Origin of the sequence: Streptosporangium sp. DT93 (assembly GCF_049844535.1) — a bacterium.
Classification (GTDB): Bacteria; Actinomycetota; Actinomycetes; order Streptosporangiales; family Streptosporangiaceae; genus Streptosporangium.
Window position 1 is genome coordinate 184,173 of the sequence record NZ_JBNCLF010000012.1, and the last position, 12,742, is coordinate 196,914.

General features: G+C 73.8%; 10 protein-coding genes. 9 read left to right on the plus strand and 1 reads right to left on the minus strand.

The features are described 5' to 3' along the window. Window positions 1-420 precede the first annotated feature (420 nt). From mraZ to ACLQ2R_RS24925, 3 genes are all read left to right on the plus strand, one after another. Window positions 421-852: a division/cell wall cluster transcriptional repressor MraZ gene (mraZ, locus tag ACLQ2R_RS24915; protein ID WP_344896758.1), complete on the plus strand. Its 432-nt coding sequence runs from the start codon at window positions 421-423 to the stop codon at window positions 850-852. A gap of 316 nt (window positions 853-1,168) precedes the next feature. Beyond that, complete coding sequence (gene rsmH, locus ACLQ2R_RS24920) at window positions 1,169-2,104, plus strand: 16S rRNA (cytosine(1402)-N(4))-methyltransferase RsmH (RefSeq protein ID WP_425963051.1); 936 nt, start codon at window positions 1,169-1,171, stop codon at window positions 2,102-2,104. Beyond that, entirely contained in the window at window positions 2,091-2,666 is a 576-nt protein-coding gene (locus tag ACLQ2R_RS24925) for a hypothetical protein (protein ID WP_425962959.1), read from the plus strand. Before rsmH ends, ACLQ2R_RS24925 begins: the two co-directional genes overlap by 14 nt. Before the next feature lie 322 nt (window positions 2,667-2,988). Here ACLQ2R_RS24925 and ACLQ2R_RS24930 read toward each other — a convergent pair whose 3' ends face one another. After that, window positions 2,989-3,318, minus strand: a complete 330-nt coding sequence (locus ACLQ2R_RS24930) for a hypothetical protein (protein ID WP_425962961.1) — start codon at window positions 3,316-3,318, stop codon at window positions 2,989-2,991. Between the two features lie 601 nt (window positions 3,319-3,919). On the opposite strand from ACLQ2R_RS24930, the gene ACLQ2R_RS24935 reads away from it, so the two are divergent. The 6 genes from ACLQ2R_RS24935 to ftsW all read left to right on the plus strand — a co-directional run bounded on the left by ACLQ2R_RS24935 (window position 3,920) and on the right by ftsW (window position 12,739). Further along, window positions 3,920-5,767, plus strand: coding sequence for a peptidoglycan D,D-transpeptidase FtsI family protein (locus ACLQ2R_RS24935; RefSeq protein ID WP_425962962.1), 1,848 nt, complete (start codon window positions 3,920-3,922; stop codon window positions 5,765-5,767). 40 nt (window positions 5,768-5,807) lie between these two features. Then, window positions 5,808-7,352 (plus strand): UDP-N-acetylmuramoyl-L-alanyl-D-glutamate--2,6-diaminopimelate ligase, encoded by a 1,545-nt coding sequence (locus ACLQ2R_RS24940; protein ID WP_425962963.1) that lies wholly within the window; start codon window positions 5,808-5,810, stop codon window positions 7,350-7,352. Window positions 7,353-7,364: 12 nt separating this feature from the next. Continuing rightward, entirely contained in the window at window positions 7,365-8,765 is a 1,401-nt protein-coding gene (locus ACLQ2R_RS24945) for a UDP-N-acetylmuramoyl-tripeptide--D-alanyl-D-alanine ligase (protein ID WP_425962964.1), read from the plus strand. Then, the gene (mraY, locus tag ACLQ2R_RS24950) at window positions 8,762-9,820 is read left to right on the plus strand and encodes a phospho-N-acetylmuramoyl-pentapeptide-transferase (protein ID WP_425962965.1); all 1,059 of its coding nucleotides are present in this window, start codon (window positions 8,762-8,764) and stop codon (window positions 9,818-9,820) included. Before ACLQ2R_RS24945 ends, mraY begins: the two co-directional genes overlap by 4 nt. Before the next feature lie 70 nt (window positions 9,821-9,890). Beyond that, on the plus strand, window positions 9,891-11,399 hold the full coding sequence (locus ACLQ2R_RS24955) for a Mur ligase family protein (RefSeq protein WP_425962966.1): 1,509 nt from the start codon (window positions 9,891-9,893) through the stop codon (window positions 11,397-11,399). Further along, window positions 11,396-12,739 carry a putative lipid II flippase FtsW gene (gene ftsW, locus ACLQ2R_RS24960; protein WP_425962967.1) on the plus strand — a complete coding sequence of 448 codons (1,344 nt, stop codon included), beginning with the start codon at window positions 11,396-11,398 and terminating at the stop codon, window positions 12,737-12,739. The genes ACLQ2R_RS24955 and ftsW overlap by 4 nt, the downstream gene beginning before the upstream one ends. Window positions 12,740-12,742: the final 3 nt, after the last annotated feature.

The window sequence follows — 12,742 nt, forward strand, 5'->3', positions numbered from 1 at the left end:
ATTCTGCTTACCGACACTACGGCGCCGCGCGGACCGGCGGCGACTTTATCTGGTCATCAGGGATGATTCCGGGTGAATTGCCACAGTGTGTCCAATGGGCTTCGTGATCATGTGCCGATGATGTTCCGGTTCCGTGACGGGCGCGGGCAGGTCCGGGACGTCGCCGACGCTCGTGTGTTCCATGAGCATTTCATGATCTTTGCGGTATTGGACGGTCTTTACGACGCGCGCAGGGCATATGCGGGGCGGTCAACCCCCTCCACTCCACCCCACCCCATTTGAACTGCGGAAATGTCGGTGAAACCCGCCGCGAAGAGGCGTGGAATCAGTTGACGGTGGAGAGAAGTGGAGTATGGTGGTGCGCAGTGGAGGGCAGGGCTGCGATGCCTGGCGCTCCGCTGGGCACGGGAGGTGAAGCCGATGTTCCTCGGCACCCACCACCCGCGTCTCGATGACAAGGGACGGCTGTTCCTGCCGGCGAAGTACCGTGAGGAGCTGGCGGAGGGTCTGGTGATCACCAAAGGCCAGGAGCGCTGCCTCTACGTCTTTCCCGTAGAGGAGTTCCAGCGCATAACCGAGGCTCTGCGCACCGCGCCGGTGACCGCCAAGGCGGTCCGTGACTACAGCCGCGTCCTGTTCGCCAGCGCGTCCGACGAGGTCGCCGACAAGCAGGGCCGGATCACCGTCCCGCAGGCTCTGCGCGAGTACGCCAGCCTGCGCCGCGACTGCGTGGTCATCGGGGCCAACACCCGGCTGGAGATCTGGGCCGAGGATGCCTGGAGCGCCTATCTGGCCGACCAAGAGCAGGCTTTTGCCGATCTGTCGGAGGAGGTGCTGCCAGGGATTCTGTGACTCCACGGTCGACTCATCGGTGAAAACGTCGTTCGGCGAGGTCTCCACCCGCAACCACCCTGTCCGTCAGCTGATGCACCTTCCCCGGTGTCAGGTGACGGGCCGGCACGCGGGTGCGGATGGGGACCTGGCCGGACGGCCCCGAGGGTAGGGGCCGGTTTCGACAGACCGGTGAGGGCCCGCCGCACGTCCGCGGACGGGGCGGGAAAGAGGGGGTTGGCGCTTCATGCGCGCCGAGAACGACAGCCATGATCTTCAGTCACGCGGCCATGATCTGCAGAACGACCCTCGGGCGTCGTCCGGTCATGTCCCCGTCATGCTCGACCGGGTGCTGGAACTGCTGGCCCCCGCGCTGGCCCGGCCGGCGCCCGTGCTCGTCGACGCCAACCTCGGCCTCGGCGGCCACGCCGAGGCGCTGCTCGCCGCGCACCCCGCGCTCCACCTGATCGGGATCGACCGCGATCCCGTCGCGATAGAACGCTCCACCGCCCGGCTCGCCCCCTACGCCGACCGCGTCACGCTGGTGCGCGCGGTCTCCGACGAGCTGGCCGAGGTGCTGGCGGACGCGGGCCGGCCCCGCGTCGACGCCGCCCTGTTCGACCTGGGGGTCTCCTCCCCGCAGCTCGACGAGGCCGAGCGCGGGTTCGCCTACTCCTACGACGCGCCCCTGGACATGCGGATGGACGGCGACCAGGAGCTCACCGCCGCGGTCGTGGTCAACACCTACTCCGCTCCCGCCCTCATCCGGATCCTGCGGGATTACGGAGAAGAACGATTCGCCCCGCGTGTCGCGAACCTAATCCTCAAGGAAAGGGCCAGAGAGGCCATAACGTCTACCAAGCGGCTTGCGGAGATCGTCCGGACGGCGATCCCCGCCGCGACCCGCAGGACCGGGGGCAACCCCGCCAAAAGGACTTTCCAGGCGTTGCGAATCGAGGTGAACGCGGAGTTGACGGCGCTGGAACGCGCGCTCCCCGCCGCGCTCGACGCCCTGACGCTGGGCGGGCGCGTCGTCGTGCTCGCCTACCACTCCCTCGAGGACCGGCTCACCAAGCAGGTCATCACCGCGCGGACCAAGGACACCGGCCCCCCCGGGCTCCCCGTCCCCCTGCCGGCCCACCAGCCGCGGTTCGCGCTCCTGACGAGGGGTGCCGAGCTCCCGAGTGAAGAGGAGGTGGCCCGCAACCCGCGGGCGGCCTCCGCCCGGTGCCGGGCGGCAGAGAGGATCCGTGAGGCAGTTGACGAGGAGTGAGACAGAGGTCCGGCGCACCGCGCCCGGCCGCGGCACCCGTCCCGCGCGCGTCCCCCGGGCGACACCGCGCGGACGCCGGCCGATACCGGCCGCGGCCGGTCCCGTCGCCGCCCAGGCCACGCCGGTCCAGGCCGGTCAGCCGGGTCAGGCCGGCCAGCCGACGCCCGCCGCCCGTCGCTCGCGGGCGCCGAGGGCGCCCTTCGTGCTGCTCGTGGTCGGCCTGCTCTGCGGCGGCCTGGTCAGCCTGCTGCTGCTGAGCGCCGTGCTCGCCCAGGACTCCTACCGGGTCGGGCAGCTGGGCAAGGACATCAGTGAGCTGCGCGCCGTCAGGGAGAGCAAGAAGAGCGAGAACATGCGGCAGGACATGCCCGGCGTTCTCGCGCGCAACAACGAGCTCCAGGGCCAGCAGGACGACTGGAACACCGCGCGCGTCATCATCCCCGGCGGCCCGGCGGACAGGGCGGCGGACGGGAACGTCGCCGGTTCCGCCTCCGCGGACAGGGGCGCCGGTGACGGCGAGGCGACCGCCGGACGGGAACGAGTGCCGGGCACGGGCCGGTGAGTGAGACCGGCGGACGGAATCCCGTACCGGGGCGCGGCGATCCCCGCGACGGGGCGGGAGGGTCCGGCCGCCGGTCCGGCGGCACCGGCCGTCCCGGCCGTGCGCCGGGAACGCCGGGCCCGACCGGCTCCGGCGCTCCCCGGCAGGCCGGAGAGCCTGCGGGCCCGGCCTCCACGGGGCGCGATACGACGCCCGCGAGGCCCGGCAGGGCGCCCGGGCGGCCGGACAAAGGGCTGGACAAGGGGCTGGACAAAAGGCCGGACAAGGGGCCGGACAGGACGTCCGGTGCCCGGCCGGGAACCGGACGGTCCGGCAGGGCCGGTCAGGCGGCCGGGCCCGCGGTCCCGCCCCCTCCCGAGGGCCGGCCCGCGCGGCCGCCCGCCTCCGGAGGCTCGGGCAGGGGATCGGCCCCGGCCGGTTCCGCCGGGACGGGCTCGCCCGCGTCCCCGGGCGGCCCGCGCGTGCCGGGAAGAGCGGACAGATCCGGGAGGCCCGAGAGGTCCGGCAAGCCGGCCGCGCCGGGCAGGCCGCCGGCGTCGGGCCCGGCCGGAAGGGCGCCGGGTCCCGCGGGCAGGGACGCGGCGGGACCGGCCACGCCGGGAGGCTCCGGCAGGCCGGCCCCCACGAGCGGGTCCGGCAGATCGGCCCCCACGAGCGGGTCCGGCAGATCGGGCGGGCCGGTCGGACCGGGCGGGTCCGGCAGATCAGGCGGATCCGACAGAGCCGGCGGGTCCGGTAGATCAGGCGGGTCCGGTGGGCCGAGCGGATCCGGTGGGCCGGGTTCCACGGGCGGACCGGCCTCCGCCGGCAGGCCCGGCCCGTCCGGAAGGAAGGTCCCTCCCGGACGGCAGGGCCCGGCCGCCAGGCCGCCCGCCTCGGGCGCGCCGGGCAGGGCCGGACGGCCCGAGGGCCGTCCCGGAGCGCGCTCGGACCGGAGCGGCACGCCCGGGAGCGCCGACAGGCCCCAAAGGCCCCTCAGGCCCCCGGGGAGGCCGGCGGGCGCCGGGACGACCGGCAGGCCCGGCGGACAAGGCGATCCGGGAGCCACCCCCAGGCCCGGCCGATCCGGTGACCCCGGGGCGAACCCCGGGACCGGCGGGCCCCGTGACCCCGGTACGACCCGCGGGCCCGGTGGACCCGGCACGGCGCGCGGCCCCGGTGGACCAGGGGCGGCGGGGACGACCCGCAGGCCGCCCGGAGCCGATCGGCCGCGCGGGCCGTCGCGCCCCCTGCGCGCCGGCGGGCCGCCCGGCGTGGCGGGCCCCTTCTGGCGTCGCGGCGGTGGCCGTCCGTGGGAGCGCGAGCACCCGCGCCCGGCCGGGCGCGGTGGCGGCGGCAGGCCGCCCCGCCCCCCGGCGCGCCCCGTCGCGGTGCTGCGCCTGGGAAACCCCCGCCGGCGCATCGGCATCGGCCTGATGGCGATGACCTTCGTGCTCTCCATCTTCGCCGGGCGGCTGATCCAGTTGCAGGGCCTGGACTCGAAGGTCTACACGGCCGAGGCGGCCAAGCAGCGCGTCCAGGGCGAGAAGCTGCCCGCCAGGCGGGGATCGATCACCGACGTCAACGGGCACGAGCTCGCGCTGACCCTGGAGGCGCGCGAGATCTTCGTCGACCCCTCGGAGATCGCCCCCGACAGGCGCGACCAGGTGGCCACGATCCTGGCCAAGGAGCTGAACACGGCCAAGGAGCCGATCCTGGCCAAACTGGCCGAGCCGGGCAGCCGCTACGGGCAGATCGCCGCCGCCGCCGACCCGGTGGTCGCCCAGCGGATCATGGCGCGCGACCTCAAGGGCGTGGGCAGCAAGCACCGCTACCGCCGCGACTACCCGGGCGGCGACCTGGCGGGCACCCTGCTGGGCTTCGTCGGCACCGACGGCACCGGGCTGGCCGGGCTGGAGAGCACCTACGACAAGCTGCTCGCCGGGCGAGACGGCGAGCAGATCATCGAGACGGGCCGCAACGGGCAGCGCATCCCGATGACCCGCAGCACCCTGCAGGAACCCGTCGAGGGCAGGGACGTGCGGCTGACCATCCACCGCGACGTCCAGTGGGCCGCGCAGAAGGCGATCACCGACCAGGTCAAGGCCACCGGCGCCCGTACCGGCAGCGTCATCGTGATGAACGCGCGCAGCGGGCAGGTCGTCGCCATGGCCAACGCGCCCGAGCTGGACCTCGGCAACTGGATGGCCACCTCCGAGGAGAACCGGGTCAACCGGTCGGTCACCGACGTGTTCGAGCCGGGCAGCACCAACAAGGTGATCACCGCGGCGGCGGCCCTGGAGTCGGGGGCGGTGCGGCCCGAGACCCTGTTCACGGTCCCCGACCAGATCAGGTGCGCCGACCGGGTGCTCAAGGACTCCCACCCGCACCCCGTCGAGCGGCTGACCTTCTCCGGCGTCGTGGCGACCTCCAGCAATGTGGGCACCATCCTCGCCACCCAGCGGATCGGCGACGAGAAGCTGCACTCGATGCTGCAGCGCTTCGGGTTCGGCGCCAGGCCCGGCACCGGCCTGCCGGGGGAGGAGGCGGGTCTCCTGCCCGACTGGAAGGACTGGTCGGGCAGCCAGCGCTGCACGATCTCCTACGGCCAGGGCGTCTCGGTGACCGCGCTGCAGACGGCCAGCGTCTACCAGACCATCGCCAACGGCGGGCTGCGCGTCGCGCCCCAGGTGGTCGCGGGGACCACCGACGCGAGCGGCGCCTTCGTGGCGTCCCCGCCGGCGAAGCGGACCCGGGTGGTCGGCGAGCGTACGGCGCGGGAGGTCTCGGCGATGCTGGAGGCCGCGGTGAGCGAGAGCGGCACCGGCAACCTCGCCGCGATCGACGGCTACCGCGTGGCGGGCAAGACGGGCACCGCGATGCGCTACGACACCCGGTGCCGGGGCTACTGCGGCTACACCTCGACGTTCGTCGGGTTCGCCCCCGCCGACAAGCCGGAACTCGTCGTCCTGGCGGTCCTGCAGGACCCCCAGGAGGGGTACTACGGCGGTGAGATCGCCGCCCCGGTCTTCAAGAAGGTGATGACGTTCGCGTTGAAGAGCGGGAAGATCCCGCCGACCGGAACCCGGCCGTCCCCGGTGCGGATACGCGCCGGGGAGTGACGAGTGAAGGTACGCTCTCGCCGTGCGTCCCCCGTCGTCCATGCGACCCTCAGACAGTTCACCCCGCCCGCTCTCGGGGCTGGCGAGCCTCATCGGCGCGCCCTCGGGCACGTCGCGAGCGCCGCTCGCCGCGGTCCACGGGGTCACCATCGACTCCCGGCGGGTGTGCCGCGGAGACCTCTACGTCGCGCTGCCGGGGGCCACGGCCCACGGCGCCGACTTCTCCGCGCAGGCCCTCGCCGCGGGTGCCGCCGCGATCCTGACCGACGGGGCAGGCCGGGCGGCCGCCGTCGCGACCGGTCTGCCGGTGCTCGTCGTCCCCGACCCCCGCGCCCTGCTCGGTCAGGTCTCGGCCTGGGTGTACGGCGACCCCGCCGCCGACGTGGCGGTCATCGGCGTCACCGGGACCAGCGGCAAGTCCACCACGAGCTTCCTGCTGGAGGCCGGACTGCGGGCCGCCGGGCACCGGGCGGGCCTGATCGGCGGCGTGGAGATCCACGTCGGCGACCTGCACCTCCCCTCAGGTCTCACCACGCCCGAGGCCAGCGACCTGCACGGCCTGTTCGCGCTGATGCGCGAGCGGGGCGTCACCGCCGCGGCCATGGAGGTCTCCAGCCACGCGCTGGCGCTGGGCCGGGTCGACGGCGTCGTCTACGACGTGGCGCTGTTCACCAACCTGTCCCAGGACCACCTCGACTTCCACCGCGACCTCGACGACTACTTCGCGGCCAAGGCCCGGCTGTTCACCGCCGGGCTGAGCCGCGCGGGCGTGACCAACGTCGACGACGCCCACGGGCGCGCGCTGCTGGACGTCGCCACGGTCCCGATGACCACCTTCTCGGCCCTGGGGGACCCCGGGGCCGACTGGCGGGCCACGGACGTGCACCTGGGCCCCGAGGGCAGCGTCTTCCACGTCGTGGGCCCCGGTGGCGTCGAGGAGACCGTCTCGATCAACCTGCCGGGCCCGTTCAACGTGGCCAACGCCCTGGGCGCGATCGTCGCGCTGGTGGAGGCGGGGACGCCGCTGCGGGCCGCGGTGACCGGTGTCGGGACGCTCGCGGGCGTTCCCGGCCGGATGGAGCGGGTCCCCTCGGGCGAGGACTTCCAGGTCATCGTCGACTACTCGCACAAGCCGGGCGCGGTCGAGTCGGTGCTGCGCTCGCTGCGTGAGATCACCAAGGGCAGGCTCATCGTGGTGCTCGGCTGCGGTGGCGACCGCGACCGCGGTAAACGCCCAATGATGGGAGAAGCCGCCGCAAGGCTCGCAGATGTGGCTATTCTCACCAGCGACAACCCCCGCTCGGAGGATCCGCTGCGGATCCTGGCCGAGATGATGGACGGAGTTCTCGGCGTGCCCCAGGACGGGCGCGCACATGTGATCATTGAGCCGGACCGCACCGCGGCCGTCGACCTGGCCGTCGGCCGGGCGGGCTTCGGGGACGTCGTCGTCGTGGCCGGCAAGGGCAACGAGCAGGGCCAGTACGTCGGCGACCAGGTGCTCCCCTTCGACGACAGGCAGGTCGTGGCCGACGCGATCGTCAGGCGCAGGAACCGCACCGGGCGCCGAAGCACGTATGGAGAGTAGGGAAGAAGCATCATGATCCCGTTGCCGCTGGCGAGGATCGCCGAGATCACCTCGGGGGCCCTCACGGGCACGGCCGACCCACGCGCGGTGGTGCGCGGCCCGGTCGTCATCGACTCCCGCGCCGTCGAACCCGGGGCGCTGTTCGTCGCCATCAAGGGGGAACGGGCCGACGGGCACGACTTCGCCGCGCGGGCCGTCGAGGGCGGCGCGGTCGCCGTGCTGGCGTCCCGGCAGGTCGGCGAGGTCCCGGCCGTCGTCGTCGCCGACACCGTGACGGCCATGGCCTCCCTGGCCACCGCCGTCCACGCGGCGCTGCCGGACGTCACCGTCGTCGGCGTCACCGGCTCGGCGGGCAAGACCACCACCAAGGACCTGCTGGCCAGGCTCGCCGCCAGGATCGGCCCGACGGTCGCGCCGGTGGAGTCGTTCAACAACGAGATCGGCCACCCGCTGACCGTGCTCAAGGCGGGCGAGGAGACCCGGTACCTGGTGCTGGAGCTCAGCGCCAGGGACGCCGGGCACATCACCCACCTGGCCCGCATCGCCCCGCCGCGCATCGGCGTGGTCCTCAACGTCGGCACCGCGCACCTGGGCGTCTTCGGCAGCAGGGGGGCCATCGCCCGCGCCAAGGGCGAGCTGGTCGAGGCGCTGCCCGGCGACGGCGTGGCCGTGCTCAACGCCGACGACCCGCTGGTCGCCGCGATGGCCGATCGCACCGAAGCCCGGGTGACCTGGTACGGCCGGGGCGAGGGCGCGGCCGTACGGGCCGAGAACGTGACCGTCGACGAGCGGGGCCGCGCCTCCTTCCGGCTGCGCACCCCCTCCGGCGCCGCCCCGGTCACCCTGCGGCTGTACGGCGAGCACGCCGTGCAGAACGCGCTGGCCGCCGCCGCGGCCGCCTACGAGCTCGGGCTGCCGGTCGCCACCATCGCCGAGGAGCTGTCGGAGGCCGAGCCGCGCAGCCGCTGGCGGATGGAGGTCGGCGACCGCGCCGACGGCGTGACCGTCGTCAACGACGCCTACAACGCCAACCCCGACTCCATGCGCGCGGCCTTCGCGGCCCTGGACGCGCTCGCGGGCGGGCGCCGGCGCTTCGCCGTCGTCGCCGCCCTGCGCGAGCTGGGCGAGGAGAGCGACGCGCTCAACGAGGAGCTGGGCCGCCTGGCCGGCGGCGCGGGCCTGGCCGGCCTGCTGGTGGTCGGCGCGGACGCCGAGCCGATCCTGGCGGGCGCCGAGGCCGCCGTACGGGACGCCGGGACGGGCACGCGCCTCGCGCACGCGGCCGACGTGGAGCGCGCGGCCGAGGAGCTGTCCGCGCTGCTCGAGCCCGGCGACGTCGTGCTGGTCAAGGGACCGCGCGCGGCCGGGCTGGAACGGGTGGCCGCGGCGCTGCTGGGAGGTGACCGCCGATGAGGGAGATTCTCGTCGCGGCCACGGTCAGCCTGCTGCTGTCCATGCTGGGCACGCCACTGGCGATCCGGCTGTTCTCCCGGCGCGGGTACGGGCAGAGCATCCGGGAGGAGGGGCCCTCGGGCCACCACGACAAGCGGGGCACCCCCACCATGGGCGGCACGGTGATCGTGATCGCCTCGCTGGTCGGCTTCGCCTGCGCCCACCTCTACAGCTTCACCCCGCCCACGGCCTCGGCCGTGCTGGTGCTGTTCCTGATGACCGGGCTGGGCGCGGTCGGCTTCCTCGACGACTTCATCAAGATCTACAAGCAGCGCAGCCTCGGCCTGCGCAGCGGCGCCAAGGCGCTGGGCCAGCTCGTCGTGGGCGCGGTCTTCGCGGTCCTGGTGACCCGCTTCCCCAACGAGTACCTGATCACCCCGGCCGAGACGCGGCTGTCGTTCCTGAGGGACTTCGGCCCCTCCATCACCATCGTCGGGTTCACCGTCTGGGTGCTGATCATGATCGTGGGCTTCTCCAACGCGGTGAACCTCACCGACGGCCTGGACGGCCTGGCCAGCGGCGCCACCGGGGTGGTGCTGGGCTCGTACGTGCTGATCGGCAACTGGCAGCTGCGCAACAGCTGCACCACCCAGCTCGGCCCCAACTGCTACTGGGTGCGCGACCCGCTGGACGTGGCCGTGGTGGCCGCGGCCGTGCTCGGCGCGCTGGTCGGCTTCCTGTGGTGGAACGCCCCGCCCGCGAAGATCTTCATGGGCGACACCGGGTCGCTGGCCCTGGGCGGCGTGCTGGCCGGTCTGGCCATCACCACCCGGACCCAGCTCCTGCTGATCATCCTGGCCGGCCTGTGCGTGCTGATCACGCTGTCGGTGATCATCCAGGTGGGCTTCTTCAAGATGACCGGGAAACGGGTCTTCAGGATGGCGCCGTTGCAGCACCACTTCGAGTTATCCGGCTGGGCCGAGACGACCATCGTGGTCCGCTTCTGGCTGATCGCCGGCCTGTGCGCCGCCGCCGGACTGGGCCTGTTCTACGTGGAATGGATGCCCAGACTGTGAACGACGCCTTTCCGGACGCCGCCTCCGCGCACGAGGCCCCCGTGAACCACGCTCCGGTACGGGGGGTCGCGTGATCTGCGTCGCGGGCCTGGGGGTGTCGGGCGTCGCCGCCGCCCGCGTGCTGGCCGCCCGGGGCGAGCAGGTGGTCGTCCTGGAGGGCAGGGACACCGAGCGGGCCAGGGAGGCCGCCGCCGGGCTGGCCGCGTTCGGCGTCGAGGTCCGCTTCGGCGAGCCCGCCGGACCCCCGCCCGGCACCACGACGATCGTCACCACCGGCTGGCCGCCGCACCACCCGATGCTCGCCGCCGCCACGGCGGCCGGCATCGAGGTGATCGGCGAGGTCGAGCTGGCCTGGCGCGTCCGCCCCGAGGGAGCCGCCCCCTGGCTGGCGCTGACCGGCACCAACGGCAAGACCACCGCGGTGCGGATGCTCACCTCCATGCTGCTGGCCGCCGGGCACCGCGCCCTGGCCGTCGGCAACGTCGGGACGCCGGTGGTGGAGGCCGTCGCCGGCCCCGCCGAGGTGCTGGCGGTGGAGCTGTCCAGCTTCCAGCTGCACCGCTCGCCGAGCATCGTCCCGCACGCCGCCGCGGTGCTCAACGTCGCGCCCGACCACCTGGACTGGCACGGCTCCATGGAGGAGTACGCCCGCGCCAAGGGGGAGATCTTCGCCCGCGCCGGGACGGTCGTGTACAACGCCGACGACGCGTGGGCCTCCCGCCTGGCCGAGCCCTACCTGGACGACCCCGGCGCGGCCGCGAGCGGGTCCCCGGGCACCGGCGGGCCCGCAGAGCCTGTGACGGGCCCTGTGACGGGACCCGCCGACGTGCCGGGGGGCGGGCCCACGGACGTGCCGCGGCCCGCGCGGGCGCGGGTGGTGGGCTTCACCCTCGGCGTGCCGCGCCCGGGCCAGGTCGGCGTGGTCGAGGACCTGCTGGTGGACCGGGCCTTCACCGCCGACCCGGTGACCGGCGCCGAGGAGCTGGCCTCGTTCGACGACGTCCGCCCGTTCGCGCCGCACAACGTGGCCAACGCGCTCGCCGCCGCCACCCTGGCCAGGGCCTACGGGGTGCCCCCCGCCGCCGTCCGCCGGGGCCTGCTGGACTTCGTGCCCGACCCGCACCGGATCGCGTACGTGGCCAGGGTCGCCGAGGTCGACTACGTGGACGACTCCAAGGCCACCAACCCGCACGCGGCCGCCGCGTCACTGGCCGCCTACCCCTCGATCGTCTGGGTCGCCGGAGGGCAGCTCAAGGGCGCCGACGTCGAGGACCTGGTGCGCCGTGCCGCGCCCCGGCTGCGCGGCGCGGTGCTCCTGGGCGTCGACCGCGGACGAATTCGCGAGGCTCTGGCGCGACACGCCGGGAATGTTCCGGTGGTGGAGGTGGACGGGCAAGACACTGGGGTCATGGATCGCGTCGTCACCGAAGCCGCCAGGCTCGCCGCCCCCGGGGACACCGTGCTGCTGGCCCCGGCCGGAGCCTCCTGGGACATGTTCACCGGCTACCCCGCCCGGGGGGAGGCGTTCGCCCGGGCCGTGCACCGCCTCGCCGAGCCGGACGGCGGCGCGCGGGCGTGAGCACGACCGCGCACGAGGGCGCCCCCGCCCGCCCGGAGGGCACCCCAGGACGTCCGGAGAGCGCCCCCGGCCGCCCGGGGGGCGCCCCGGGGCGTCCCTACGGGTTCCGCGAGCACCTGCTCGCCCTGCGCGAGATGCTCAACCGGCCGCTGACCTCGTACTACCTGATCCTGGGGTGCAGCGGGCTGCTGCTGGTGCTGGGCCTGATGATGGTGCTGTCGGCCTCCAGCATCAAGGGGCTGCAGGAGGTGGGCGACCCCTTCTACTGGTTCTTCAAGCAGTCGATCTCGGCCGCGCTCGGCCTGCCCCTGATGTGGATCTGCGCGCAGCTGCCGCCGCGGTTCTTCCGGCTCGCCGGGTACCCGCTGATGGTGCTCTCGCTGCTCGGCCTGGTGCTGGTGCTGTTCGTCGGCACCTCCCAGCTCGGCGCCCAGCGCTGGATCGACCTGGGCCCGATCTACCTGCAGCCGTCGGAGCCGGCCAAGCTCGGGCTGATGCTGTGGGGGGCCGACCTGCTGGCCCGCAAGGCGCGGGGCGGCCTGATCGAGTGGCGCAGCCTGTTCATCCCGCTGATGCCGGGCACCGCGATCCTGGCCGTCATGGTCATGCTGGGAAGGGACCTGGGCACCACCCTGGTGCTGATGATGATCTTCCTGTCGCTGCTGTGGGTGGTGGGCGCGCCGCTGAGGCTGTTCGGCGGCATCCTGGCGGTGGCGGTGCTCGCCACCATCGTCATGATCACCACGGAGGGCTACCGCTCGGAGCGGATCAAGGGCTGGCTCGACCCGTGGGGCGACGCGCAGGACTCGGGCTTCCAGGCCGTACAGGGGCAGATCGCCATCGGCAGCGGCGGCTGGTTCGGCCTGGGCCTGGGCTCCAGCCGGCAGAAGTGGAGCTGGATCCCGCACGCCGAGAGCGACTTCATCTTCTCCATCCTCGGCGAGGAGCTCGGCCTGATGGGCACGCTCGTGGTGGTCGCGCTGTTCGGGCTGCTCGGCTACGCCGGGCTGCGGGTCGCCACCCGGGTCAAGGACCCGTTCGTCCGGCTCGCCTCCGTCGCCGCGATCGCCTGGATCGTCGGCCAGGCCATCGTCAACATCGGCGCGGTCATCGGCGTGTTCCCCATCACCGGCATCCCGCTGCCGCTGGTCTCCTACGGAGGGTCGGCCCTGCTGCCCACCCTGGCCGCCCTCGGCATGCTGCTGTCGTTCGCCAAGCAGGAACCCGGCGCCCGCGAGGCGCTCGCCGCCCATGGCCCCGGACCGGTGGCGCGGGGCCTAAGCTGGCTTGGCCTGGGTGGTCCGGCCCGCAGACTGTGGCCGGTCCGCGGACGACGATGAGCG

What these genes read in the sequence shown, in the direction of transcription:
- mraZ (WP_344896758.1), top strand. Translation starts at nt 421, where the DNA reads ATGTTCCTCGGCACCCACCACCCGCGTCTCGATGACAAGGGACGGCTG.
- rsmH (WP_425963051.1), top strand. Translation starts at nt 1,169, where the DNA reads ATGCTCGACCGGGTGCTGGAACTGCTGGCCCCCGCGCTGGCCCGGCCG.
- ACLQ2R_RS24940 (WP_425962963.1), top strand. Translation starts at nt 5,808, where the DNA reads ATGCGACCCTCAGACAGTTCACCCCGCCCGCTCTCGGGGCTGGCGAGC.
- ACLQ2R_RS24945 (WP_425962964.1), top strand. Translation starts at nt 7,365, where the DNA reads ATGATCCCGTTGCCGCTGGCGAGGATCGCCGAGATCACCTCGGGGGCC.
- mraY (WP_425962965.1), top strand. Translation starts at nt 8,762, where the DNA reads ATGAGGGAGATTCTCGTCGCGGCCACGGTCAGCCTGCTGCTGTCCATG.